This window comes from Pseudomonas peradeniyensis (assembly GCF_014268935.2).
Classification (GTDB): domain Bacteria; phylum Pseudomonadota; class Gammaproteobacteria; order Pseudomonadales; family Pseudomonadaceae; genus Aquipseudomonas; species Aquipseudomonas peradeniyensis.
Map to the genome: position 1 here is coordinate 1,037,411 of NZ_JABWRJ020000002.1, position 23,860 is coordinate 1,061,270.

At 64.6% G+C, this 23,860-nt stretch carries 21 protein-coding genes; 9 read left to right on the forward strand and 12 right to left on the reverse strand.

The features are described 5' to 3' along the window. On the reverse strand, positions 1-1,320 hold the full coding sequence (locus HU751_RS14155; RefSeq protein WP_186732047.1) for an NHL repeat-containing protein: 1,320 nt from the start codon (positions 1,318-1,320) through the stop codon (positions 1-3). 177 nt (positions 1,321-1,497) lie between these two features. Here HU751_RS14155 and lepA point away from each other — a divergent pair, with 177 nt between their 5' ends. The 6 genes from lepA (at position 1,498) to pdxJ (ending at position 7,538) form a co-directional block, all read left to right on the forward strand. Then, positions 1,498-3,297 (forward strand): translation elongation factor 4, encoded by a 1,800-nt coding sequence (lepA, locus tag HU751_RS14160; RefSeq protein ID WP_110739522.1) that lies wholly within the window; start codon positions 1,498-1,500, stop codon positions 3,295-3,297. Positions 3,298-3,302: 5 nt separating this feature from the next. Next, positions 3,303-4,157: a signal peptidase I gene (gene lepB, locus HU751_RS14165; protein WP_110739523.1), complete on the forward strand. Its 855-nt coding sequence runs from the start codon at positions 3,303-3,305 to the stop codon at positions 4,155-4,157. A gap of 161 nt (positions 4,158-4,318) precedes the next feature. Then, positions 4,319-5,008 (forward strand): ribonuclease III, encoded by a 690-nt coding sequence (gene rnc / locus HU751_RS14170; RefSeq protein WP_028690123.1) that lies wholly within the window; start codon positions 4,319-4,321, stop codon positions 5,006-5,008. Then, positions 5,001-5,903 (forward strand): GTPase Era, encoded by a 903-nt coding sequence (gene era, locus HU751_RS14175; RefSeq protein WP_028690122.1) that lies wholly within the window; start codon positions 5,001-5,003, stop codon positions 5,901-5,903. The genes rnc and era overlap by 8 nt, the downstream gene beginning before the upstream one ends. Before the next feature lie 166 nt (positions 5,904-6,069). Then, a complete protein-coding gene (gene recO, locus HU751_RS14180; protein ID WP_186732048.1) occupies positions 6,070-6,753 on the forward strand; it encodes a DNA repair protein RecO in 684 nt (227 codons plus the stop codon). A gap of 62 nt (positions 6,754-6,815) precedes the next feature. Next, a complete protein-coding gene (pdxJ, locus tag HU751_RS14185; RefSeq protein ID WP_189656959.1) occupies positions 6,816-7,538 on the forward strand; it encodes a pyridoxine 5'-phosphate synthase in 723 nt (240 codons plus the stop codon). A gap of 74 nt (positions 7,539-7,612) precedes the next feature. On the opposite strand, the gene HU751_RS14190 is transcribed toward pdxJ, so the two are convergent. Then, complete coding sequence (locus tag HU751_RS14190) at positions 7,613-8,998, reverse strand: heavy metal sensor histidine kinase (RefSeq protein WP_186732049.1); 1,386 nt, start codon at positions 8,996-8,998, stop codon at positions 7,613-7,615. Beyond that, positions 8,995-9,669: a heavy metal response regulator transcription factor gene (locus HU751_RS14195; RefSeq protein WP_050703990.1), complete on the reverse strand. Its 675-nt coding sequence runs from the start codon at positions 9,667-9,669 to the stop codon at positions 8,995-8,997. Before HU751_RS14195 ends, HU751_RS14190 begins: the two co-directional genes overlap by 4 nt. 311 nt (positions 9,670-9,980) lie before the next feature. Here HU751_RS14195 and HU751_RS14200 point away from each other — a divergent pair, with 311 nt between their 5' ends. After that, positions 9,981-10,184 carry a hypothetical protein gene (locus tag HU751_RS14200; RefSeq protein ID WP_062364203.1) on the forward strand — a complete coding sequence of 68 codons (204 nt, stop codon included), beginning with the start codon at positions 9,981-9,983 and terminating at the stop codon, positions 10,182-10,184. Positions 10,185-10,254: 70 nt separating this feature from the next. Here the strand turns inward: HU751_RS14200 and cmoB are convergent, their stop codons facing one another. The 7 genes from cmoB to HU751_RS14235 form a co-directional block, all read right to left on the reverse strand. Next, entirely contained in the window at positions 10,255-11,211 is a 957-nt protein-coding gene (gene cmoB, locus HU751_RS14205) for a tRNA 5-methoxyuridine(34)/uridine 5-oxyacetic acid(34) synthase CmoB (protein WP_186732050.1), read from the reverse strand. Continuing rightward, positions 11,208-11,951, reverse strand: coding sequence for a carboxy-S-adenosyl-L-methionine synthase CmoA (gene cmoA / locus HU751_RS14210; protein WP_186732051.1), 744 nt, complete (start codon positions 11,949-11,951; stop codon positions 11,208-11,210). Before cmoA ends, cmoB begins: the two co-directional genes overlap by 4 nt. Before the next feature lie 90 nt (positions 11,952-12,041). Next, entirely contained in the window at positions 12,042-12,434 is a 393-nt protein-coding gene (locus HU751_RS14215) for a protease inhibitor I42 family protein (protein ID WP_050703994.1), read from the reverse strand. Positions 12,435-12,563: 129 nt separating this feature from the next. Continuing rightward, positions 12,564-14,984: an endopeptidase La gene (gene lon / locus HU751_RS14220; RefSeq protein ID WP_186732052.1), complete on the reverse strand. Its 2,421-nt coding sequence runs from the start codon at positions 14,982-14,984 to the stop codon at positions 12,564-12,566. Between the two features lie 143 nt (positions 14,985-15,127). Beyond that, a complete protein-coding gene (locus HU751_RS14225) occupies positions 15,128-17,539 on the reverse strand; it encodes a glucose/quinate/shikimate family membrane-bound PQQ-dependent dehydrogenase (RefSeq protein ID WP_186732053.1) in 2,412 nt (803 codons plus the stop codon). A 31-nt stretch (positions 17,540-17,570) separates the two neighbouring features. Next, a complete protein-coding gene (locus tag HU751_RS14230; RefSeq protein WP_186732054.1) occupies positions 17,571-18,917 on the reverse strand; it encodes a carbohydrate porin in 1,347 nt (448 codons plus the stop codon). Positions 18,918-19,165: 248 nt separating this feature from the next. Beyond that, the gene (locus HU751_RS14235; protein WP_186732055.1) at positions 19,166-21,223 is read right to left on the reverse strand and encodes a TonB-dependent receptor; all 2,058 of its coding nucleotides are present in this window, start codon (positions 21,221-21,223) and stop codon (positions 19,166-19,168) included. A 321-nt stretch (positions 21,224-21,544) separates the two neighbouring features. On the opposite strand from HU751_RS14235, the gene HU751_RS14240 reads away from it, so the two are divergent. Further along, on the forward strand, positions 21,545-21,766 hold the full coding sequence (locus tag HU751_RS14240) for a VF530 family protein (protein ID WP_028690109.1): 222 nt from the start codon (positions 21,545-21,547) through the stop codon (positions 21,764-21,766). Then, the gene (locus tag HU751_RS14245) at positions 21,766-22,392 is read left to right on the forward strand and encodes a Pr6Pr family membrane protein (protein ID WP_186732056.1); all 627 of its coding nucleotides are present in this window, start codon (positions 21,766-21,768) and stop codon (positions 22,390-22,392) included. Before HU751_RS14240 ends, HU751_RS14245 begins: the two co-directional genes overlap by 1 nt. A 95-nt stretch (positions 22,393-22,487) precedes the next feature. On the opposite strand, the gene HU751_RS14250 is transcribed toward HU751_RS14245, so the two are convergent. Then, positions 22,488-23,249, reverse strand: coding sequence for a siderophore-interacting protein (locus HU751_RS14250; RefSeq protein ID WP_186732057.1), 762 nt, complete (start codon positions 23,247-23,249; stop codon positions 22,488-22,490). After that, positions 23,246-23,779: a PadR family transcriptional regulator gene (locus tag HU751_RS14255; protein WP_050704003.1), complete on the reverse strand. Its 534-nt coding sequence runs from the start codon at positions 23,777-23,779 to the stop codon at positions 23,246-23,248. Before HU751_RS14255 ends, HU751_RS14250 begins: the two co-directional genes overlap by 4 nt. Positions 23,780-23,860: the final 81 nt, after the last annotated feature.

The following is a 23,860-nucleotide window of genomic DNA, read 5'->3' on the forward strand; positions in this document are numbered from 1 at the left end:
TTATGCTTTCCGGAAGCTACTCAAGCTGCCTGCGAACCCTTTGTCGGTGAAAGTGTTGGTTGCAATGATAATGTCCTGGTCGCGCTGAATTGAGAGCAGTGCATTTTCAGTCCAGGGGACTTCAAGGTAAGTAAGTGGTAGTTGAGTACCGTCCAGTCCATAACGACGTGCACAAAAGTCACCGTACTCGCTCCGTCCCCAAGCTATAATGCCATCGTTGTCAGCGGTGACTGTTTTCCACTCGACGCCAAATGGGTTGCCGGCTTCATCGGTGAGGTTGTCGATAACCGCTTTTCCCTCATTGAATCCCGGATCTGCCGCGCCATTCTGCAAGTACTGCTGGATCCATCCAGCATCAGGGTATTCATCGATCTCTCGTAGTGCCCCGGCTACCAGAATCTTCCCGTTTGGAAGAAGGGGCATGTGCCGAATTCTAGTTTTGAAATGTTCAATCTGAAACGTAACGAAGCCTGAAACGCCGAACTTTTTATCCAGCGTCCCATCGGTCAGGTAGCGTGCAATGAATGCAGATTGGCTAACCCCTTTGGTAACGTACCCGCTCACCAGAAGCCCCTGGGTGCTTGCTGCCAGACCGGTGATCGTTACAGGTCCAGCGGGGTGTTCGATTTCTATTTGATCGCGTGAGTCGCCGAAACCCGGCCGACCGTCAAGGGTGAGTCGATACAGACGCGGTGGATAGTGGCGGCGTGTTTTCTGGCGTCGTGCGACCGAAGGCGAACGCTCGATGAATCTTTCGAAGTTCACCGCGGCAACAAGATGGTTCTGATCAACCAGTAAACGAGAAAAGATCGGTCGTTCAGTGCGGCCTTCAGAAGATCTTATTGACGAGCCCTCCGGAAGAGAGAGACGTTGAACGTTACGGAGTGAAGCGGCGTCACGGTCGAGTTCTGCCAGGACGGGTAATCTGCGCGAAAATTGTTCCTCAGCAAGCCATCCCAGCACCCAGATGGAGTTGTCAGAAACCGCAACGGCTTCGCTGGAAGAGTGAAAAATATTCTCCTCGAATTTGCCGAATGCATGACCTTGTGTCTCTTCCTGGTGGAGTATGCTGCTTGAGGGTAGTGAGGAAGGCTTACCAAAACCGAAATCCGGAACGCCTCGGCTGCTGAAACGAGCAAGGGCGAAGTAGTGTTCATCTGTTATGCCGGAGATCGACAGTGCCGAAACGATGATGTCCTGCCCTTGTAGGGCAACATCTGTTACGTGACGATAGTCGGATACGAAGTTGGGGAGTAAAGCAATTCCGTTATTGCCGAATTTTCTATTGAGCTCGCCGAAGGCCATGGCAATCGTCTCCATGCAGGGAGCCTCCAATCTATGACCGCTCCCCCCCACCGCGATACTGGCAAAAATATCAGGTAACCTCCTGCTTCACCCAGGCAACGAGCGGGCATGGCGACGGCCCGTCGCTTGAGGTACAATTCCCGGCTATTTTTCGGCGGGCGTCCGGCTCGCAGCCTTTTCGAGTGTTGACCCGTGAGTGATTTGAGTCATATCCGCAATTTCTCCATCATCGCCCACATCGACCATGGCAAGTCGACGCTGGCCGACCGTTTCATCCAGATGTGCGGTGGCCTGACTGCGCGCGAAATGGAAGCTCAGGTTCTCGACTCCATGGATCTCGAGCGCGAGCGCGGTATCACCATCAAAGCCCACAGCGTCACGCTGCACTACAAGGCTCAGGATGGTAAGACCTACCAGCTGAACTTCATCGATACCCCCGGCCACGTCGACTTCACCTATGAAGTCTCGCGCTCGCTGGCGGCGTGCGAAGGTGCGCTGCTGGTGGTCGATGCCGGTCAAGGTGTCGAGGCCCAGTCCGTGGCCAACTGCTACACCGCCATCGAGCAGGGCCTGGAAGTCATGCCCGTACTGAACAAGATGGACCTGCCCCAGGCCGACCCGGACCGCGTCAAGGACGAGATCGAGAAGATCATCGGCATCGACGCCACCGACGCCGTGGCCTGCAGCGCCAAGAGCGGCATGGGCGTCGACGAGGTACTCGAGCGCCTGGTGCAGACCATCCCCGCGCCGGAAGGCGAGATCGATGCGCCGCTGCAGGCGCTGATCATCGACTCCTGGTTCGACAACTACCTGGGCGTGGTCTCGCTGGTGCGCGTGCGCCAGGGCCGCGTCAAGAAAGGCGACAAGATCCTGGTCAAGTCCACCGGCAAGGTGCACCTGGTCGACAGTGTCGGCGTGTTCACGCCCAAGCACACCCAGACCGCCGACCTGAAAGCCGGTGAAGTGGGCTTCATCATCGCCAGCATCAAGGACATTCACGGCGCGCCGGTGGGTGACACCCTGACCCTGTCCAACACCCCTGAAGTCGAAGTGCTGCCAGGCTTCAAGAAGATCCAGCCGCAGGTCTACGCCGGCTTGTTCCCGGTCAGCTCCGACGACTTCGAGGATTTCCGCGACGCCCTGCAGAAGCTCACGCTGAACGACTCGTCGCTGCAGTACATGCCGGAAAGCTCCGACGCCCTGGGCTTCGGCTTCCGTTGCGGCTTCCTCGGCATGCTGCACATGGAGATCATCCAGGAGCGCCTGGAGCGCGAATACGACCTGGACCTGATCACCACCGCGCCAAGCGTGATCTACGAGCTCGAACTCAAGACTGGCGAGACCATCACCGTCGACAACCCGTCGAAGCTGCCGGACGTCTCGGCGGTCAACGACTTCCGCGAGCCGATCGTCACCGCGACCATCCTGGTACCCCAGGAGCACCTGGGCAACGTCATCACCCTGTGCATCGAGAAGCGTGGCGTGCAGCGCGACATGCAGTTCCTCGGCAGCCAGGTGCAGGTGCGCTACGACCTGCCGATGAACGAAGTGGTGCTGGACTTCTTCGACCGCCTGAAGTCCACCAGCCGCGGCTACGCCTCGCTGGACTACCATTTCGACCGCTACCAGTCGGCCAACCTGGTCAAGCTGGACGTGCTGATCAACGGCGACAAGGTCGATGCCCTGGCGCTGATCGTGCACCGCGACAACGCCGCCTACAAAGGCCGTGCGTTGACCGAAAAGATGAAGGAACTGATTCCTCGGCAGATGTTCGATGTGGCGATCCAGGCAGCCATTGGCGGCCAGATCATCGCGCGGACAACCGTCAAGGCGCTCAGAAAGAACGTACTGGCCAAGTGCTACGGTGGTGACGTCAGCCGTAAGAAAAAGCTGCTGGAGAAGCAGAAGGCCGGTAAGAAACGCATGAAGCAGGTGGGTAACGTGGAGATTCCACAGGAAGCCTTCCTTGCCGTGCTCAGGTTGGATAGCTAGGTCCTATGTCGCTAAATTTCCCGCTGTTGCTCGTCATCGCCGTCGCCGTCTGCGGTCTGTTGGGTCTGATCGACCTGCTGTTCCTGGCCCCGCGCCGGCGGGCGGCGATCGCCAACTACCAGGGCAGCGTCAGCCAGCCCGAAATGGCCGTGGTTGAACGTCTGAACAAGGAGCCCTTGCTGGTTGAATACGGCAAGTCGTTCTTCCCGGTGCTGTTCATCGTGCTGGTGCTGCGTTCGTTCCTGGTCGAGCCGTTCCAGATCCCGTCGGGGTCGATGAAGCCGACGCTGGAAGTGGGCGACTTCATCCTGGTGAACAAGTTCTCCTACGGCATTCGCCTGCCGGTGATCGACAAGAAGGTCATCGAGGTGGGCGATCCGCAACGCGGGGATGTGATGGTGTTCCGCTACCCAAGCGACCCCAACGTCAACTACATCAAGCGTGTGGTTGGCTTGCCGGGCGACGTGGTGCGCTACACCAGCGACAAGCGACTGTTCGTCAACGGCCAGTCGATCGCCGAGCAATTGGTCGGCAGCGAGCCGGGTACCCTGGGCAGCGCCGAGCTGTACAAGGAAAAACTCGGTGAAGCCGAGCACCTGATCCGCAAGGAAATGACCCGCTACCGCATGCCGCCGGACCAGCAATGGACCGTGCCGGCGGGGCATTACTTCATGATGGGCGACAACCGCGACAACTCCAACGACAGCCGTTTCTGGGATGACCCGAACATTCCCAAGGAGCTGCACGGCATGGTTCCGGACCGCAACATCGTCGGCAAGGCGTTCGCGGTATGGATGAGCTGGCCGGAGCCGAAACTCAGCCACTTCCCGAACCTGTCGCGGGTCGGGCTGATCCATTGAGTAACGACGGCGCTGTCCACGGACAGCGCCGATTGCATTTCTGACATAGGCTGTGTTCTCAGGGAGCGAGAGCTTTCGCCGTTTCCGGCGACAGACCGCAGTCAAACCGTCTTTCAGGATGTTGATTTGAACAACGCGTTGAACATTGCACGGGTGGCCCCATGAGCGCTTCCCTGGCCCGCCTGGAGCGCAAGCTCGGCTACACCTTCAAGAACCAGGACCAGATGCTGCTGGCCCTGACCCATCGCAGCTACGCCGGGCGCAATAACGAGCGCCTGGAATTCCTCGGCGATGCCATCCTCAACTTCGTGGTCGGCGAGGCGCTGTTCGAGCGCTTCCCGCAGGCCCGCGAAGGCCAGCTGTCGCGTCTGCGTGCCCGCCTGGTCAAGGGCGAGACCCTGGCCCGCCTGGCCCGTGGCTTTGACCTGGGCGAGTACCTGCGACTGGGCTCGGGCGAACTCAAGAGCGGGGGCTTTCGTCGCGAGTCGATCCTCGCCGACGCCCTCGAGGCCCTGATCGGCGCCATCTACCAGGACGCCGACATGCAGACCGCCCGCGAGCGCATCCTGGCCTGGCTGACCGATGAATTCGACGGGCTGACCCTGGTCGACACCAACAAGGACCCCAAGACCCGCCTGCAGGAGTTCCTGCAGTCGCGTGCCTGCGAGCTGCCACGTTACGAAGTGGTAGACATCCAGGGCGAACCGCACTGCCGGACCTTCTTCGTCGAATGCGAAGTGGTCCTGCTGAACAAGAAAAGCCGCGGCCAGGGCGTGAGCCGGCGTATCGCCGAGCAGGTCGCCGCTGCCGCCGCATTGATCGCCCTGGGCGTGGAGAATGGCAATGACTGAGAACACTTCGACCCGCTGCGGCTACGTGGCCATTGTCGGTCGCCCGAACGTGGGCAAGTCCACGCTGCTCAACCATATCCTCGGGCAGAAGCTGGCGATCACCTCGCGCAAGCCGCAGACCACCCGTCACAACATGCTCGGCATCAAGACCGAGGGTGACGTGCAGGCGATCTATGTCGATACCCCCGGCATGCACAAGGCCAACGACAAGGCGCTGAACCGCTACATGAACCGCAACGCCTCGGCGGCCCTCAAGGACGTCGACGTGGTTATTTTCGTGGTCGACCGTACCAAGTGGACCGACGAGGACCAGCTTGTGCTGGAGAGAGTGCAGTACGTCACCGGCCCGTTGATCATTGCGGTCAACAAGACCGACCGCATGGAAGAGAAGGCCGAGCTGATCCCGCATCTGCAATGGCTGCAGGAACAACTGCCGAACGCCGAAGTGATGCCGATCTCCGCGCAGCAGGGGCACAACCTCGAAGCGCTGGAAGCCCAGATCGCCAAGCACCTGCCGGAGAACGAACACTTCTTCCCGGAAGACCAGATCACCGACCGCAGCAGCCGCTTCCTCGCCGCCGAACTGGTGCGCGAGAAGATCATGCGCCAGCTCGGTGCGGAGCTTCCGTACCAGATCACCGTGGAGATCGAGGAGTTCAAGCAGCAGGGTCATGTGCTGCACATCCATGCGCTGATCCTGGTCGAGCGTGACGGACAGAAGAAGATCATCATTGGCGACAAGGGCGAGCGTATCAAACGCATCGGTTCCGAGGCGCGCAAGGACATGGAAGTGCTGTTCGACTCCAAGGTCATGCTCAACCTCTGGGTCAAGGTCAAGGGCGGCTGGTCCGATGACGAGCGCGCCCTGCGTTCGCTGGGTTACGGCGACCTGTAAGCCCAAGCACTTCACCTGTAGGAGCGGCCTTGTGTCGCGAAAGGGCTGCGCAGCAGCCCCCAAGATCTCGACTGATACGTAGATCCCTGGGGCCGCTGCGCGGCCCTTTCGCGACACAAGGCCGCTCCTACAGGGGTTCTGTCAAATCTGGGTTTCGAGATTCATCATGGACCAACCCACCCCCCAACCCGCCTACGTGCTGCACAGCCGCGCCTACAAGGAAACCAGCGCGCTGGTGGACTTCCTCACCCCCCAGGGACGGGTGCGGGCGGTGCTGCGCCGGGCGCGAGGCAAGGGTGGCAGTCTGGTGCGGCCGTTCGTGCCGCTGGAAGTCGAACTGCGCGGGCGCGGCGAACTGAAGAACGTCGGTCGCCTGGACAGCATTGGCATCGCGGCCTGGCTGCATGGCGATGCGCTGTTCAGCGGGCTCTATCTCAACGAGCTGTTGATGCGCCTGCTGCCTGCCGAGGCGCCGCATCCGGCGTTGTTCGAGCACTACACCCTGACCTTGCAGGCCCTGGCCGCCGGACGCCCGCTGGAGCCGCTGCTGCGCTCCTTCGAATGGCGCCTGCTGGACGAACTGGGTTATGCCTTCGCTTTGGACCATGACGTCAACGACAATGCCGTTGTCGCCGAAGGGCTCTATCGCCTGCAGGTGGACGCTGGCCTGGAGCGGGTCGAGCTGTTCCAGCCCGGACTGTTCAAGGGTAGCGAGCTGCTGGCCCTGGCCCAGGCCGACTGGGAGGCGCCCGGTGCCCTGCTCGCCGCCAAGCGCCTGATGCGCCAGGCCCTGGCGGTGCATCTGGGGCCCAAGCCGCTGGTCAGCCGGGAACTGTTTCGCAAGCGCTGATCAGCACGTATGCTGTGGCCCTCAACCTTCAGGAGTGCCCCTTCGTGACTCACAGCAACCGCATGCTTCTCGGCGTCAACATCGACCACGTGGCGACTCTGCGCCAGGCCCGGGGCACCCGCTATCCGGATCCGGTCAAGGCCGCCCTGGACGCCGAGGAAGCGGGTGCCGACGGCATCACCGTGCACCTGCGCGAAGACCGCCGGCATATCCAGGAGCGCGACGTGCTGCTGCTCAAGGACGTGCTGCAGACCCGCATGAACTTCGAGATGGGCGTCACCGAAGAGATGATGGCCTTCGCCGAGAAGATCCGCCCGGCGCATATCTGCCTGGTACCGGAAACCCGCCAGGAGCTGACCACCGAGGGCGGCCTCGACGTGGCCGGCCAGGAGGCACGGATCAAGGCGGCGGTCGAGCGCCTGTCGCGCACCGGCGCCGAGGTGTCGCTGTTCATCGATGCCGACGAACGGCAGATCGAGGCTTCGCGTCGCGTCGGCGCGCCGGCCATCGAATTGCACACGGGGCGCTACGCTGACGCCGAGACGCCGACCGAGGTGGCCGAGGAGCTCAAGCGTATTGTCGATGGCGTGGCATTTGGCGTTGGCCAGGGGCTGATCGTCAATGCCGGCCATGGCTTGCACTACCACAACGTCGAGGCCGTCGCGGCAATCAAGGGCATCAATGAACTGAACATTGGCCACGCGCTGGTGGCCCATGCGCTGTTCGTCGGCTTCAAGGCGGCGGTGGCGGAGATGAAGGCGCTGATCGTCGCCGCTTCGCGCTGAGTCGATCGCGGGGCAAGCCCGCTCCCACGCATTGGCTTGAGCTTCTGTGGGAGCGGGCTTGCCCCGCGATAGCTTTATTCGGCCTTGAACACCAAGGTAAACCGAGTCGGCCCTTCGACCTGGCTGCTCACCTCGACCCGCCCCTCATGCAGCTGCATGATCGACTTGACGATCGCCAGCCCCAAGCCCGTCCCACCCTCCAATCGCGAACGCCCGGCCCCGGCCCTGTAGAACCGCTCGAACAGGTGCGGCAAGTGCGCCTCGCCAATTCCCGGCCCGCGATTTTCCACCCACACGCCGATCTGGTCGCCGATTCGCTCGATGCCCACGGCCACCGGCTGACCTTCAGGGCCATGGCGAATCGCATTGCTGAGCAGGTTCGACAGCGCCCGCTGGAACATCAGCTTGTCCGCCATCGCGGTACCCCAGCCTTGCAGGTGCAGGGAGATGCCCTTGAGTTCGGCGCTGAAGGTGAACAGCTCGCTCACCCGCGCCACTTCGTCCGCCAGCGCCACGGGAACCAGGGCAACCTGGGTCTGCGGCTGGCTGACCTGGGCCAGGAACAGCATGTCGTTGATGATGCGGTTGAGCCGAGTCAGTTCCTCGACGCTGTCCTCCAGGGCTTCGCGGTACTTGTCGCCGTCACGCTCGCGGGCCAGGGTCACCTGGGCCTTGCCCATCAGGTTGCCGATGGGCGTGCGCAGTTCGTGGGCCAGATCATCGGAGAACTGCGACAGCTGGCGCACGCCCTGGTCGAGCCGGTCGAGCATGACGTTGATGGCGCGGGCCAGGTCGGCCAGTTCGGCGGGCAGGCCCTCGTCCGGCAGGCGATGCGCCAGGTCCTGGGTCGAAACCTGCCCGGCGATCCGGCGAAAATGCCGCAGCGGACGCAGGCCACGCTGCACCAGCTTCCACGCGGCGATGCCGATCAGCACCAGCAGCAGCGGCAGGGCCAGCAGGGTCGAGTTCAGGTAGGCCTGCAACAGGCTGTTGTCGTCGCTGCGGTTGAGCGACATCAGCACCTTGACCGGGGTGTCGTCGCGCAGGCGCATCAGACGGCTGGCAGTGAGGATCTGATTACCATCATCGTCGCGCCAGGTATGGAAGGTCAGCCGGTTGTCGGCCTCCTGGTTCAACAGGTGCTGTGACTGCAGCGCCGGCCCCAGGCTGAGCAGGGCGGGGTGGCGGCCGTTGACGGCCAGCACGCTGAGGCTGAGGTTGTCGTGGCCCATGACCAGGTCGAGCAGGGGGTGGGCTCGGGCGCCGAGGTCGTCGCTGCGCAGATCGACGCGCAAGTTGTGTTCGACCTGCTGCATCTTGCGCGCCAGGTCCTTGCGCGCCCGGCTGTCCAGTTCATGATCGAGGGCGAACACCGCCAGGCACGCCAGCAGCAAGACCAGCGCTGCCCCCAGCAAGGTGACGGTCAGGCCCAGGCGCAGCGACAGGCTGGAGCGCTTCACGTCCGTGCCTCGAGCACGTAACCGACGCCGCGCAGGGTGTGGATCAGCTTGTCCTCGAACGGGTCGTCGATCTTTGCCCGCAAGCGGCGGATCGACACTTCCACCACGTTGGTGTCGCAATCGAAGTTCATATCCCACACCAGCGAGATGATCTGTGTGCGCGACAGCACCTCGCCGCTCTGGCGCATCAGCAGGTGCAGCAGGGCGAATTCCTTGGCGGTCAGGTCGATACGCTGGCCACCGCGCCAGGCGCGGTGGCGGCCGGGGTCGAGCTCAAGGTCAGCGACTTTCAGCGTGCTCGGCTGCAGGTGCTGGTCGTTGCGTCGCAACAGGCTGCGGATGCGCGCCAGCAGTTCGGGAAACTCGAAGGGCTTGAGCAGGTAGTCGTCGGCGCCCAGGTCCAGCCCCTTGACCCGGTCTGCCAGACGGCCATGGGCGGTGAGCATCATGATCCGCGTCGAGGATTCGGCGCGCAGGCGCTGCAGCACGCCCCAGCCATCGAGCCCGGGCAGGTTGACGTCGAGGATCACCAGGTCGTACGCCTGCTGGCGGGCCAGGTGCAGGCCGTCGGTGCCGGTGTGGGCGCAGTCGACCACGTAGCCGTTCTCGCGCAGGCCCTGTTGCAGGTAGTCGGCGGTGCGGGGTTCGTCCTCGATGATCAGTAGGCGCATGGTCGGGCTCTGTGTGGAAAGGGGGCGATTCTCGACCCTGTAGTGACATCAGGGTCAAGCGGCGAGGATGTTACTGGATGCGAATGGGCAAGCGGCGGGAATAACGGATTTGTAATACGCGGGTCATGTGCCTGACAGGGCCGCCGCCATCATGGGACAAGCCCACTTCCACAAAACCAGCAGGATCCCGTGGGAGCGGGCTTGCCCCGCGATGCGGTTCTCTTGCAAGACTGTAATGTCCGCCTCACCTTGGCGTTAGCTGCCGCTTGCGATGATGGCCCTGTCGAAACGGTTATCACGAGGCAAGCACGATGAACCTGACCAAGTACCTGCTGCTGGCGATTCTCGCCCTGGGCAGCACCAGCGTTTTCGCCGAAGGCGGCGCCGAGCGTTCGAAGCAATTCTGGCAAGCGTTCCGCGACGACCAGGCGCGCCTGTACGGCGACAAGCAGCAGGCGCTGGCCGAGCGCGAGCGCAAGGCCGAGGAAAAGGCCCGCGAACTGGCCAAGGACTGAGTACCACACACCTGCGCCGCGACAGCTCCTCGCCGCTGGTGGACCTGGGCGCCCGAACGGGCGCCTTTTTTTATTTGCGTGCCAGCAATGTGGCGCGGCGCGGGGCCGGCAGGCCTTCGACGGTCTTGCCGTGGTCGTTCGGATCGAGGAAGTCGCCCAGCGACTGGTAGCGCATCCACTCGGTGCTGCGCTGCTCCTCGACGCTGGTGACACTGACATCGACGCAGCGCACATCGCTGAAGCCGGCGCGGCGCAACCAACGCTCCAGGGCCGGCACCGACGGCAGGAACCAGACGTTGCGCATCTGCGCGTAGCGGTCCTCGGGTACCAGCACCTGGTTTTCGTCACCCTCGATCACCAGGGTTTCCAGCACCAGTTCACCGCCCTTGACCAGGCAGTCCTTGAGCGCCAGCAGGTGCTCGATGGGCGAGCGGCGGTGGTAGAACACGCCCATGGAGAACACGGTGTCGAAGCCTTCGAGGTTGGCCGGCAGCTCTTCGAGGGCGAATGGCAGGTGCCAGGCCGGCAGTTCAGGCAGGTACTGCTGCACGGCCTGGAACTGGCAGAAGAACAGCCAGTTGGGGTCGACGCCGATGACCATGTCGGCGCCGGCGCCGAGCATGCGCCATTGGTAATAGCCATTGCCGCAGCCCACGTCGAGCACGCGCTTGCCCTTGAGGTCCAGGTGCGGGCCGACCCGCGACCATTTCCAGTCCGAGCGCCACTCGGTGTCGACATGCACGCCGAACAGGTCGAACGGGCCCTTGCGCCAGGGCGACAGGCCCATCAGGGCCTGGCGCATCTGCGCCCGGGTGGCGTCGTCGCAGGCGCAGTCCAGGCGCAGGCCGTCGACCAGGTCGATTTCGCTGGGGGTCAGCTGCGGTAGTGCCTCGAGGGCGCCGCGCCAGCGGTCGAGGTCGCCGTGGCCCTTTTCCAGCTTGGCTTCGAGTTGCGCCTGCAGGCCCTGGGACCAGGTGGCAAGGGGCGTGCCCGCCAGGCGGCGGACAAGGGGAGACAGATCGATCATGGCAGGGCTATCAGCGAGGCGAAGTTGAGGCATTGGAACCAGGGCACGACCTTGGAGAAGCCGGCGGCGCGCAGGCGCTGCTCATGGGTTTCCAGGGTGTCGGGCTTCATCACGTTCTCGATGGCGCTGCGTTTCTGGGCGATTTCCAGTTCGCTGTAGCCATTGGCACGCTTGAAGTCCAGGTGCAGTTCGTTGAGCAGGTCCTGCTCCTGCGCGTCGGTGAAGCGCAGTTTTTCCGAGAGGATCAGCGCACCGCCCGGCAACAGGGCCTGGCGGATGCGGCCAAGCAGCTCCAGGCGCTGCTCGGGGGCGACGAACTGCAGGGTGAAGTTCATCGCCACCACCGAGGCGGGCTCGAAGGGCAGGGCGAGGATGTCCGCTTCCAGCACCTGCACCGGCAGCAACTCCTGGAACATCGAGTCCTGGGCGGTGAGGTACTGGCGACAGCGCTCGACCATGGCCGCGGAGTTGTCCACCGCGATTACCCGGCAGCCGTCCGTGCGCACATGGCGGCGCAGCGACTGGGTCACCGCACCCAGCGAGGCGCCGAGGTCGTACAGCGCGGAGTTCGGCTGGGCGAAGCGCGCGGCCAGCACGCCGAGGTTCTCGACGATGGTCGGGTAACCGGGCACCGAGCGCTTGATCATGTCCGGGAACACCTGCACCACGTCTTCGTTGAAGACGAAGTCGGGCACCTGCTCCAGGGGTTGGGCGAAAAGGCGGTCGGGTTGTTTGCTCACGGGTGGGTCCAGGCGGCTGGCAATCTACAGGGGCGGCATTCTAGCCAAACCACGGCAAGCTTGCATGACTCACTGACCGGCGCCGTCTGCTCACTTCACCCGGATGGCGCAATCGAAGGTCTGCACCGGCCGCACTTCAGGGGCCCAGGGCTGCTGGTAGACCAGGATCAGGTGACCCTCGCCTGCGGCCTTGGCCTGGAAGCGCCAGGAAGAAAGCCCGCCGCTGCCGACGATGCCGGCCTGTTCCGGGGAGCTGTACACCTCGGGGCCGAGGCTGCGAAGGATCTCCGGAGCCGGGTTCTGCAGCAGCCAGCGGTAGCCGGTGGTGGGGTTGCTGGGCAGGGTGAGGGTCATGGTCTGGCCGACGACCAGGCGTGTGGGGCACTCGCTTTCGCCGTCCAGTTCGACGGTGCGTTGCGGTTGCTGGGCGCAGGCGGTGAGCAGGGCCAGGCCCAGGGGAACGAGCAGGCGAGGGGCGGACATGGTGGCTCCTGAGGCTGAAGTTGCCTGAGGATAACCGAAGCTGACGTTACTTTCCTCATGGCCCCATCGCGGGGCAAGCCCGCTCCCACGCCGGAGGTGGGAGCGGGCTTGCCCCGCGATGGGGGCCTGTCAGAACAGTACTTTCGCCACGTCGGCAAAGCGCTTGGCGAAATGCACGGTCAAGCCGTCTTTCAGGTACTCGGGCAACTCCTCGAAGTCGCCGCGGTTGGCCTCCGGCAGGATCAGTTCGAAGATCTTCTGCCGACGCGCCGCGATCACCTTCTCGCGCACCCCGCCGATCGGCAGTACCTGGCCGGTCAGGGTCAGCTCGCCGGTCATCGCCACGCCCTTTTTCGGCGCCTGGTCCCGGGCCAGGGACAGCAGGGCGCTGGCCATGGTCACGCCGGCGCTGGGGCCATCCTTGGGCGTCGCGCCTTCAGGGACATGCAGGTGGATGAAGGCCTCGTCGAAATAGCCCGGCGTGCCGCCGAACTGCTTGAGGTTCGAGCTGACATAGCTGTAGGCGATCTCCGCCGATTCCTTCATCACATCACCCAGCTTGCCGGTGAGCTTGAGGCCGCGGCCGAGGGTGTGGATGCGCGTGGCCTCGATCGGCAGGGTGGCGCCGCCCATGCTGGTCCAGGCCAGACCTGTGATCACGCCCTTGCCGGCCAGCACCTGCTCGCTGCGGAACAGCGGCATGCCCAGGGCGGGCTCGAGATCCTTGGTGCCGATCTTGAGCTTGGCCTGCGGATCCTCCAGCAGCTTGACCACCGACTTGCGCACCAGCTTGCCCAGCTGTTTCTCCAGCTGGCGCACACCGGCTTCGCGGGCATAACCCTCGATCACCGCGCGCAGGGCGGCGTCGTTGATGCCCAGGCTGGTCTTGGCCACGCCGGCCTTGTCCAGCTGCTTGGGCCACAGGTGGCGCTTGGCGATGGCGAGCTTTTCCTCGGTGATGTAGCCGGACAGGCGGATCACTTCCATGCGGTCGAGCAACGGGCCGGGGATCGAGTCGAGGGTGTTGGCGGTGCAGACGAACAGCACCTTGGACAGGTCCAGGCGCAGGTCCAGGTAATGGTCGAGGAAGTCGACGTTCTGCTCGGGGTCGAGGGTCTCCAGCAGTGCCGAGGCCGGGTCGCCCTGGTAGCTCTGGCCCATCTTGTCGATCTCGTCGAGCATGATCACCGGGTTCATCACCTCGACTTCCTTCAGCGCCTGCACCAGCTTGCCTGGCTGGGCGCCGATGTAGGTGCGGCGGTGGCCCTTGATCTCGGCCTCGTCGCGCATGCCGCCGACACTGAAGCGGTAGAACGGCCGGCCCAGGGATTCGGCGATGGACTTGCCGATGCTGGTCTTGCCCACGCCCGGCGGACCCACCAGCAGCACGATGGAGCCACTGATCTCGCCTTTCCAGGCGCCCACGGCGAGGAACTCGAGGATGCGCTCCTTGATGTCGTCCAGGCCCGCATGGTGACGGTCGAGTACCTTGCGCGCGTGCTTGAGGTCGAGCTTGTCCTTGCCGTACACGCCCCAGGGCAGGGCCGTGGCCCATTCCAGGTAGTTGCGGGTGACGGCGTACTCCGGCGAGCCGGTTTCGAGGATGGCCAGCTTGCCCATCTCCTCGTCGATGCGTTTTTTCGCCTGGTCAGGCAGGGTCTTGCCCTCCAGGCGCTGCTGGAACTGCTCCAGGTCGGCGCTGCGGTCGTCCTTGGTCAGGCCCAGCTCCTGCTGGATGACCTTGAGCTGCTCCTTGAGGAAGAACTCGCGCTGGTGCTCGCCGATCTGCCGGTTCACCTCGGCGGAGATCTCGTTCTGCAGCCGGGCCACCTCGACTTCCTTGCGCAGCATCGGCAGGACCTTTTCCATGCGCTTGAGCATGGGCACGCAGTCGAGCACTTCCTGCAGCTGGTTGCCGGTGGCCGAGGTGAGGGCGGCGGCGAAGTCGGTCAGCGGCGACGGGTCGTTGGGGCTGAAGCGGTTGAGGTAGTTCTTCAGTTCTTCGCTGTACAGCGGGTTGAGCGGCAACAGTTCCTTGATCGCGTTGATCAGGGCCATGCCGTAGGCCTTGACCTCGTCGGTGGGTTCCGCCGGCTGGCGTGGGTAGTCGACTTCCACCAGGTAGGGCGGGCGATGGTGCTTGAGCCAGGTGCGGATGCGCACCCGGGTCAGGCCCTGGGCGACGAACTGCAGCTTGCCGCCTTCGCGGCTGGCGTGGTGCACCTTCACCAGCGTGCCGTACTCGGGCAGGGCCTTGGTGTCGAAATGGCGGTGGTCTTCCGGCGGGGTGTCCATGAAGAACAGCGCCAGGGAGTGGTGCGGGGTCTTGGCGACCAGGTCGAGGGTTTCGGCCCAGGGTTCTTCGTTGACGATCACCGGCAGCACTTGCGCGGGGAAGAACGGGCGGTTGTGGATCGGGATCACGTAGACCTTGTCCGGCAGCTGCTGGCCGGGCAGGGCGAGGTGGTGGCCGGGGGCGGCCTGGGGATCGAGGTGTTCGACTTCGCTGTGTTCGTCGGGATGTTCCGGGAAATCCTGCTGGTCGCTCATGGGGCACCTGCGTGAATGGCTATGGTGCTTAGATGGGGCGGTGGGGGATGGGTTTCAACCCATCCCAGCTGCAAGCTCCAAGCTTCAAGCTGCAAGAAAAAAGCGGGACCGTGCTGGCCCCGCTTTCTCTTGTCGCTTGCAGCTTACTCAGCCAATTTGTAAGCGATGATGTAATCGCCCATGCGGGTGCCCAGCGAGCCATGGCCGCCGGCGGTCACCAGCACGTACTGCTTGCCGTCCTTGCCGGTGTAGGTCATCGGCGTGGCCTGGCCGCCTGCCGGCAGGCGGCCCTTCCACAGCTCCTGGCCGTTCTTCACGTCATAGGCGCGCAGGTACTGGTCCAGGGTGCCGCTGAGGAAGCCCACGCCACCGGCGGTGACGATCGAACCGCCCATGCTCGGCACGCCCACCGGCATGCCGATCGGCACCGGGGTGCTGTCGCGGGTGGTGCCGTTCTTGTGCTTCCACACCACCTTGTTGGTGAACAGGTCGATGGCCGCCACATAGCCCCAGGCTGGCGCCTGGCACGGGATACCGATCGGCGACATGAACGGGTGCATGGTCACCGCGTACGGCGCGCCGGCGTTCGGCTGCACGCCGCTGGTCTCGCTTTCGCGCTTGCTGCCTTCGGCCACCTGCTCGCGCGGGATCATCTTCGACACGAAGGCCATGTAGTTCGGCGAGGTGAAGAGGATCTGGCGCACCGGGTCGACCGACACGCTGCCCCAGTTGAACACGCCGACGTTGCCCGGGTAGACCAGGCTGCCCTGCTCGGACGGCGGGGTGTACTGGCCTTCGTAGCGCAGGCTGCGGAACTGGATGCGGCAGAGCATCTGGTCGAACGGCGTGGCGCCCCACATGGCCTGTTCGGTCAGCTCGGGGCCGAGCAGGTTGAGGTCGGAGCGGGCCTGGGTCGGCGCGGTGTGGTCGCCTTTCACGGCGCCCTGCGGTACCGGGATCTCGCGGATCGGCACGATCGGCGTGCCGTCGCGGCGGTCGAGCACGTACAGGCTGCCTTGCTTGGTCGGCACGATGACCGCCGGCTTGACGCCGTCATCGGTCTTCAGGTGAACCAGGGTCGGCTGGCTGCCGACGTCCATGTCCCACAGGTCGTGGTGGGTGAACTGGTAGTTCCAGCGCGCCTTGCCGGTGGCCAGGTCCAGGGCGACGATGCCGGCGCTGTACTTCTCGGCGCCCGGGGTACGGTCGGCGCCCCACTGGTCGGGGGTCTGGTTGCCCAGCGGCAGGTAGATCATGCCGAGGTCTTCATCGACGCTGGCTATCGACCACATGTTGGCCGAGTTGCGGCTGTACATTTTCCCGTCGGCCAGGGGCTTGGTGTCGTCCGGGTTGTTGCTGTCCCAGTTCCATACCAGGTGGCCGTCGTGCACGTCGTAGGCGCGGATCACGCCGGACGGCTCGTTGGTCGACTCGTTGTCGGTGACGTGGCCACCGATGATCACCAGGCTGCGGGTGATCGCCGCCGGCGAGGTGGAGTAGTAGCCACCGGCGGTGAACGGGCCGATGCCGCGGCTCAGGTCGATCACGCCCTGGTTGGCGAAGCCTTCGCAGACCTTCCCGGTGTCGGCGTTGATGGCGATCAGGCGGGCGTCGGCGGTGGGCAGGTACAGGCGGCGCGGGCAGGCCTGGGCCACGGCCTGGCCTGCGTCGGTGATCTTCGGCGCGGGGCTTCCGTCACGGCTGACGTAGCTGTTCTCGTCATAGTACGAGACGCCGCGGCAGGTCATGTGGGCGAAGCCCTTGAAGGTGCCGGTGGGGCTCTTGACCTGCGGGTCGTAGCGCCAGATCTCGGCGCCGGTGTCCGGGTCCAGCGCCAGCAGGCGGCTGTGGGCGGTGCAGGCATAGAGCATGCCGTTGACCTTCAGCGGGGTGTTCTGGTTGGTCAGCTCCACCGGGTCGTTTTCAGTTGGCAGGTCGCCGGTGCGGATGCGCCAGGCCTCTTCCAGGCGGTAGGCGTTCTGCGGGGTGATCTGGCGCAGCGGCGAGTAGCGGTCACCGTGTTCGCTGCGGCCGTAGGCCTGCCATTCACCGTCCGGCATGGCCGGGGCGGCGCTGCCCATCTCGCTGTTGTCGCGGGTGAACTCGCCACGGATCTCGCCCGGGTGGGTGAACTGGCTGGCCACGGCGGTGGCGCCGGAGGCGACCACGGCGACGCTGAGCAGGGCGGTGTTGACCTTCGACGCCGGGCCGACCAGCGGGCGGCGCGCCCACGGCAGCAGCAGGACCACGCCGATGGCGAACCAGATGGCCAGGCGCGGCACCAGCTGCCACCAGTCCAGGCCGACTTCCAGCAGTGCCCAGGCGGTGCTGCCCAGCAGCACCAGGCCATACAGGCCCAGGGCGATGCGGCGCTTGGCCAGCAGCAGGATGCCGGACAGGGCGAAGCCGATACCGGCAATCAGGTAGTAAAGCGAGCCACCCAGCTGGCTCAGCTTGATGCCGCCGGCCAGCAGGGCCAGGCCCATCAGCAGCAGCAATACGCCCATCAGGCGCGGTAGCCAGCGGGTTCCATTCTTGGCACCGTCAGTGCTCATCGTCTGTTCTCCGTAGTGTGAAAGGGTCGGGTTAGAAACTGCTCTGGATCTTCAGGCCGCCGATCAGGGCGTCGTCGACCCGCGACACCCCGCCCGGATGGCGGATGTACTGCAGGTTCGGGCGCACGGTGAGCCAGTCGGCCAGGTGGATGCCGTAATAGAGTTCGGCGCTGTACTCGGTGTCCTGCACGGGCAGGAAGCCGGGGTTGTCGTAGTCGTCCAGGCCGTTGGCCTGGTTGATGAGGCGGGCGTTCTTGCGGTAGCCGGGATTGACGTGCACACGGGCCAGGGCGAAACCGATGTCGTCCTTGGCGCGGGCATCGAAGGGCCCCTTGTAAACCACACCTGCCTGCACATAGTTGTCGATGGCATTGGTCTTCTTGTCGTGCACCGTGGCATTGGCGAACAGGCTCAGGCCGCGCGACTGGTCCGAGGCCAGCGCGGTCACCTGCTGCTGGGCGCCGAGCCACAGGCCATGCTTGCTCGAGCTGCTGCGGTAGGCGGCGCCGCTGATGGCGGCTGGCGCGCCGTTGCTGTCCTTGAGTACATCCTGTGCCTTGGCATTACTGTAGTAGTAGCCGGCGCGATATTCCCCTTTCAGGCCATTGACCCGCGGGCTCCAGACCAGTTCGACCGGCATCACCGCGCCCTGGGTGCCGCTGCCGCTGAGCTTGAAGCCGTTGCCGCTCTCGAGGTTGGAGGGGTTCTGCTCGAACACGCCGACCTGGGCGTAGAGTTCGTCGTTCAGGTTGTAGCGCACGCGCAGGGCCCACTGGCTGACCGGCCAGTTGTACCAGATGCCACCGACCCAGTTGCCCACCTGCGAGCCGCAGAACGCCAGGTTCTGGAAGTCGCAGGGGAAGCTGTTGAAGTCCTCGCCTTCGCCGAAGCGGCCGAATTTCACGTCCAGCGCGCCATCGAAGTATTTCTGCTTGATCCACATCTGCGTCAGTCGCCAGGTCTCGCCACGGCCCCAGACTTCCTGCGCCGAGGTGAAGCCACCGACCCGCGGGTCGTTGATGCGGTCGTTGCTGATGTTGTCGCCATGGCGTTCGGTGACGGTCAGCTGGAACTCGGTGTCGTGCCAGCCGAGGATCTTCTGCAGGTCCATGTTCACGCCGAAGGTGAACTGGTCGCTGTAGCGCGCCGCGCGGTCATGGCTGTAGCCGCCGTGCAGGTTGCTGCCCATCTCGCCGGTGTAGCCGAGGGTGAAGTCATAGCCTTTCTCCAGCAGCTCGCTGCGGGTCCCGCCCCAGTCGCCGAGCATCCACGGCGAGTCCTTGGCGAACATCTCGCTGGCGCTGGTGGTGGGGGACAGGGCGCCGAGCAGGGTGGCGAGGGCGAGGCCGGAGTAGCGGGTATTGGGCAGCTGGAGCATGAGATAGCGCTATCTTTTGATTGTTGAGGAAACGGCAAGCGCAACGAAGTGCGAGATCTTCGAAGGGAAATGACTGCGTTGGGTATCGAGTGAAGCGATTCAGCTTGCGGCGGGGAGGATATAGGGGAAGTTGTAAGAAAAAAAGACAAAATGTCGCAGGGGATTGTTGCTGATGGGGTAACAGTCAATCAGCCCATCGCGGGGCTAGCCCGCTCCCACGGTGGGAGAAGGCTTACCCCGCGATGACGTCAGAACGAGGTGCGCAAGCCGACCTGCACACTACGCCCCGGCGCCGGCGCGATATCGCGCAGGATCGAGCTGGCATAGCGCACGGTCTGGTCGGTGAGGTTCTCGCCGCGCACGAAGGCCAGCCATTCACTCTGGCCGATGTCGAAGCGATACCCCAGGCTGGCGCCGAGGGTGGTGTAACCGTCTGTGCGGGTCTCGTTGGCCGGTTTGCGGTGCTGTGACGCGGCGTGCTGTACATCGACCCGCGCCTGCCAGCGGTCCAGCTCCCAGACCAGGCCACTGTTCAGACGCAGCGGGGCGATGCGCGGCAGCGGCTCGCCGCTGTCGAGGTTCTTGGCCCGGGTGTAGTCGCCGGACAGTTCCAGGGCGAAGCTGCCGTAGCGGTTTTCCAGCAGTTGCCAGCGGTCCTGGGCCTCGATGCCGTAGAAGCGTGCCCGCACGCCCTGGTAGGCATACTCGGGGATATCGCCGTGGTCATGATCATGATCATGGTCGTGATCGTGGTCATGATCGTCGTGGTCGTGATCATGGCCTTCACGCAGGTTGCCGGTGCCGATCAGGCCGATGTAGTTGCGAAAGTGGCTGTAGAACACGCCGACGCTGCCCTTGTGGGTGCCGTTGTCGAAGCGCAGGGCCAGGTCGGTGGAGATGGCCTTTTCCTTGTTCAGGTTCGGATCGCCGATCTCGTAGGCGCCGGTGGCCACGTGGGCACCGTTGGCGTACAGCTCGTAGAAGGTCGGCGCGCGCTCGGTGTAGCCGAGGTTGGCGGCCAGCGACCAGACCGGGTCGAGCTGATAAACCGCGCCCGAGGACAGGCTGAAGGCGTTGAAGCTGCTGGCGCTGTCGGCGCCGGCGAAGTTCTCGTTGCCCTTGGCGTCCGGATCGACCCGGGTGTGTTCCAGGCGCGCGCCCAGGCTCAGGTTCAGGCGTTCGCTGGCCTGCCATTGCTCGAGCAGGAACAGCGCCAGGCTGTCGGTGTCGGTGTGCGGGACAAAGGCTTCCTCGCCCAGCGCGGAGAATTCGTTGCGGCTGACCTGGGCGCCGACCACGCCCTCGACGGGGCCCAGCGGCTGGTGACGGGCTTCGATGCGCGCCTCGTAGCCCTTGTTCTTGAAGGTGGTGTGCACCTCGCCGCTTTCGATCTCGCGGTGCTGGTAGTCGGTGTAGCCGGCATCGACCTTGAACGAGCTGAACGGCCCGTCGAGGTCGCGCAGTTCCGAGGCGAAGCCATAGTGGTCCTGCTGCATGTCCAGGCGCACGCCGGGCTCGGCCACCGAGCCGTAGTTGCTGTCGTAGCGGCTGTAGGACAGGCCGGTGTAGCCATGCTCCCAGTGATAGGAGCCGCCGATCGCTCCGCCGTCCTGACGCCCGGCGCTGTTTTTCAGGCGATGCTTGCTGCCGGGCTCATCGGCATCGCGGACCTTCGAGCTGCGGGCGTAGCCGGGGATGCGCAGGTCGTTGAACTGGCGGCTGTTGGCGTCCAGGTGCAGGGCGAAGGCGCCGTTGCCGGCCTCCAGCTTGCCGGCGCTGCTGCGGGTGGTGTCGGCGCCGCCGTAGCGCAGCTCGCCCGCGCCGTGGATGCCGTCGATGGGCGAGTCGGGGATGCGGTTGTCGAAGGTGTTGACCACGCCGCCGATGGCATTGCCGCCATACAGCAGCGCGGCCGGACCGCGGACGATCTCGACCCGCTCGACGGTCACCGGGTCCAGGGGCACGGCGTGGTCGTAGGACAGCGACGAGGCGTCCAGGGCGCCGACGCCGTTGCGCAGAATGCGGATACGGTCGCCGTCCAGGCCGCGGATCACCGGGCGGCTGGCGCCGGGGCCGAACCAGGTGGAGGCGACGCCGGGCTGTTTGTTGAGGGTTTCACCGAGGCTGCCGTGCTGCTGTTGCAGCAGGTCGTCGCCTTCGAGGACGGTACTGGGCGCGGCCAGCTGGGCGTTGCCCAGCGGGTTGGCGGTGATCACCTGGGGTTGCAGTTCGACGGCCTGGCTGGAGGTGGAGGCCAGCCAGAGCGCAACGGCAAGGGGGGAGAGGTGCAGCGGCGTGTGACGCATGGGGATGTGGCGTTCCTTGGCAGAATTATTTGTAGTTACAATATAACATTGCTATTTCAGCACAAGGCTTTCTGTGCGTGCCAGTGGTTTTTGTCCAGTGTGCCGGTCGTGCCGCTTGGAAGCCCTTGTATCGGGGCGGGCAACCATGGCCTATCAGGTTCGGCACGTTGCAACGAATGTAGGAGCGGATTCATCCGCGATGCGCCGCGCGGGCGGCGCTCGATTGTCCAGGCGCCGCAGTTTGCTCGACGAACGCATCGCGGATGAATCCGCTCCTACACTCCTGTAAGGTGCGCACCTTCCCGAACCTGGAGCACTGGCATGAGCACGGCCAATCACAACGCGCTGCACGGCAAGACCCTCGAGCAGATCCTCACCGAGCTGGTGGCGCACTACCAATGGCAAGGCCTGGCTGAGCGCGTCGACATCCGCTGCTTCAAGAGCGACCCGAGCATCAAGTCGAGCCTGACCTTCCTGCGCAAGACCCCGTGGGCACGGGAAAAGGTCGAGCAGCTGTATGTGAAGCTGCAGCGCAAAGGCTGATGCCGCGCCGCCCCTGGCTGACCCTGGCGGCCGTCCTCGGCTGGACCGGCCTGGCGATCCAGTTGTATCTGGTGCTGCTGGCGCGCTGGCAGGAGCAGGCCAGCCTGATCGGCGGGCTGGTCAACCTGTTCTGTTATTTCACCGTGCTGAGCAACACGCTGGTGGCCACCGTGCTCAGCCAGGCCGCGTTCGGCCGCGAGTCGGCGGCCAGGCGCTGGTTCCTGTCGCCGGTGGTGAGCTCGTGCATCGCCGCGAGCATCCTGCTGGTGGCGCTGGCCTACAGCCTGTTGCTGCGCCACCTGTGGCAGCCCCAAGGCTGGCAGTGGCTGGCGGACGAACTGCTGCACGATGTGATGCCGCTGGTGTTCGTCCTGTACTGGTGGCTGGAGGTGCCCAAGGGGCGATTGCGGCTCTGGCACCTGGCGGCCTGGGCGTTGTATCCGGCGTTGTACTTTGCCTTCGTGCTGCTGCGCGGGCATGAGATCGGGGTCTATCCCTATCCGTTCATCGATGTGGCACGGTTGGGATATGGGCAGGTGCTGGGCAATGCTCTGATGGTGCTGGCGGGGTTCTGGGGGATCGGGTTGGTATTGCTGGGGTTGGATCGCTGGCGCAGGCTGTCGTGAGGTTGCCGATATGCAATCCGGTGTAGGAGCGGCCTTGCCGAGGCGTCGGACCGGCCGGAAAGGGCCGCTCCTACACCGGGGTGTGCAGATTCTGATCATTCGTCGTCGGCGGTACCGTCAGCTCGCCAGTAAGCCGCTGCCTTGAGGGTATCCTCGGACACGCCTTTTTCCAGCAGCAGCGCCTTGGCCTGGCGGGTCAGTGTCTTCTCCAGCGCCACCCAGCCATACAACCGACCCTGGGGCAACGCCAGGTGCTTGAGCCGCTCCAGTACATCCTCCTGGTGCCGGCGCACCCAGATCACCTCGACCTGGGCCTTGCTCGTCAGCGCCTGGCGCTCCTGCTCGTCCTCGATCTGGATCACCGCCAGCACCTGGCGGCCCGCCGGCAGTTCCTCCAGGCGCCGGGCAATGGCGGGGATCGCCGTCTCGTCGCCGATCAGCAGGTAGCTGTCGAAGATATCCGGAACCACCATCGAGGCCCGCGGGCCGGCGATGTCCAGGGTCTGGCCAGGCGCGGCCTGGGCCGCCCAGGTAGAGGCGGGGCCGTCGCCATGCAGGACGAAATCGATATCCAGCTGGTTGTTCACCAGGTCGATGCGCCGTGGCGTGTACTCGCGCATGGTCGGCCGGGCGCCGCCGTCGCGGCCCAGGTTGCGCGCGTCGATGGCCTGCTGTTCCTCGGCGGTGAGGGCGAACAGCAGCTTGATGTGGTCGTCCGTGCCGACACTGGTGAAACCGGCCAGCTCTGCGCCACCGAGGGTGATGCGGCGCATGCGTGGGGTGAGCTCGGTGACCCGCAGCACTTCGAGGCGGCGCTGGCGGATCTCGTGGTTGACGCGATGAATGGTGTCGCTCATGGGGTGTTCTCCGTAACAGGGGTGGCCGGCCCGGAGGCGATGGCCTTGGCGGTGTCGTTGAGCAGGTTGCGCACCCGCTCGATCTCTTCGCTGGTCCAGCGGCCACTGTGCATGTGCAGGGCGTGGCGCAGGTTGCCGACGGCTTCGTGGATTTCCGGTGGCCGGTCGTGGCCGCGCAGGGCGCGCTTGCTCACCTCGATGCGCATGCGCACGCCGTCGAGGGCGACGGCTTGTTCCTGCAAGGCACTGCGGCCGGCATCGGTGATGGCGTAGAGGCGCTTGCTGCCCTGGATGGCGCCGGTGACCAGTTCGGCTTCCTCGAGATAGCTGAGGGTGGGGTAGATCACCCCGGGGCTGGGGCTGTAGCTGCCGTCGAAGAGGGTCTCGATCTGACGGATCAGGTCGTAGCCGTGGCCGGGTTGTTCGGCCAGCATCGACAGCATCAGCAGCTTCAGGTCGCCGGGGGCGAACACCCGCGGGCCACGCTCGCCGCGGCCGGGGCGGCGTTCGAAGGGGTCGTGGTCGCGCATGGGGAAGAGCTCCGTCTGTTTAGATATATCGCAAGATATTACTCAAGATATATCTAAAGACAAGCCTTCAAATGCAGATGA

Coding starts and splice junctions, on each gene's coding strand:
- pdxJ (WP_189656959.1), top strand. CDS start 6,816: ATGCTTCTCGGCGTCAACATCGACCACGTGGCGACTCTGCGCCAGGCC.
- era (WP_028690122.1), top strand. CDS start 5,001: ATGACTGAGAACACTTCGACCCGCTGCGGCTACGTGGCCATTGTCGGT.
- HU751_RS14155 (WP_186732047.1), bottom strand. CDS start 1,320: ATGGAGACGATTGCCATGGCCTTCGGCGAGCTCAATAGAAAATTCGGC.
- HU751_RS14230 (WP_186732054.1), bottom strand. CDS start 18,917: ATGCTCCAGCTGCCCAATACCCGCTACTCCGGCCTCGCCCTCGCCACC.
- HU751_RS14225 (WP_186732053.1), bottom strand. CDS start 17,539: ATGAGCACTGACGGTGCCAAGAATGGAACCCGCTGGCTACCGCGCCTG.
- cmoB (WP_186732050.1), bottom strand. CDS start 11,211: ATGATCGATCTGTCTCCCCTTGTCCGCCGCCTGGCGGGCACGCCCCTT.
- HU751_RS14255 (WP_050704003.1), bottom strand. CDS start 23,779: ATGCGCGACCACGACCCCTTCGAACGCCGCCCCGGCCGCGGCGAGCGT.
- rnc (WP_028690123.1), top strand. CDS start 4,319: ATGAGCGCTTCCCTGGCCCGCCTGGAGCGCAAGCTCGGCTACACCTTC.
- recO (WP_186732048.1), top strand. CDS start 6,070: ATGGACCAACCCACCCCCCAACCCGCCTACGTGCTGCACAGCCGCGCC.
- HU751_RS14240 (WP_028690109.1), top strand. CDS start 21,545: ATGAGCACGGCCAATCACAACGCGCTGCACGGCAAGACCCTCGAGCAG.
- HU751_RS14195 (WP_050703990.1), bottom strand. CDS start 9,669: ATGCGCCTACTGATCATCGAGGACGAACCCCGCACCGCCGACTACCTG.
- HU751_RS14235 (WP_186732055.1), bottom strand. CDS start 21,223: ATGCGTCACACGCCGCTGCACCTCTCCCCCCTTGCCGTTGCGCTCTGG.
- HU751_RS14200 (WP_062364203.1), top strand. CDS start 9,981: ATGAACCTGACCAAGTACCTGCTGCTGGCGATTCTCGCCCTGGGCAGC.
- HU751_RS14245 (WP_186732056.1), top strand. CDS start 21,766: ATGCCGCGCCGCCCCTGGCTGACCCTGGCGGCCGTCCTCGGCTGGACC.
- lon (WP_186732052.1), bottom strand. CDS start 14,984: ATGAGCGACCAGCAGGATTTCCCGGAACATCCCGACGAACACAGCGAA.
- lepB (WP_110739523.1), top strand. CDS start 3,303: ATGTCGCTAAATTTCCCGCTGTTGCTCGTCATCGCCGTCGCCGTCTGC.
- HU751_RS14215 (WP_050703994.1), bottom strand. CDS start 12,434: ATGTCCGCCCCTCGCCTGCTCGTTCCCCTGGGCCTGGCCCTGCTCACC.
- HU751_RS14250 (WP_186732057.1), bottom strand. CDS start 23,249: ATGAGCGACACCATTCATCGCGTCAACCACGAGATCCGCCAGCGCCGC.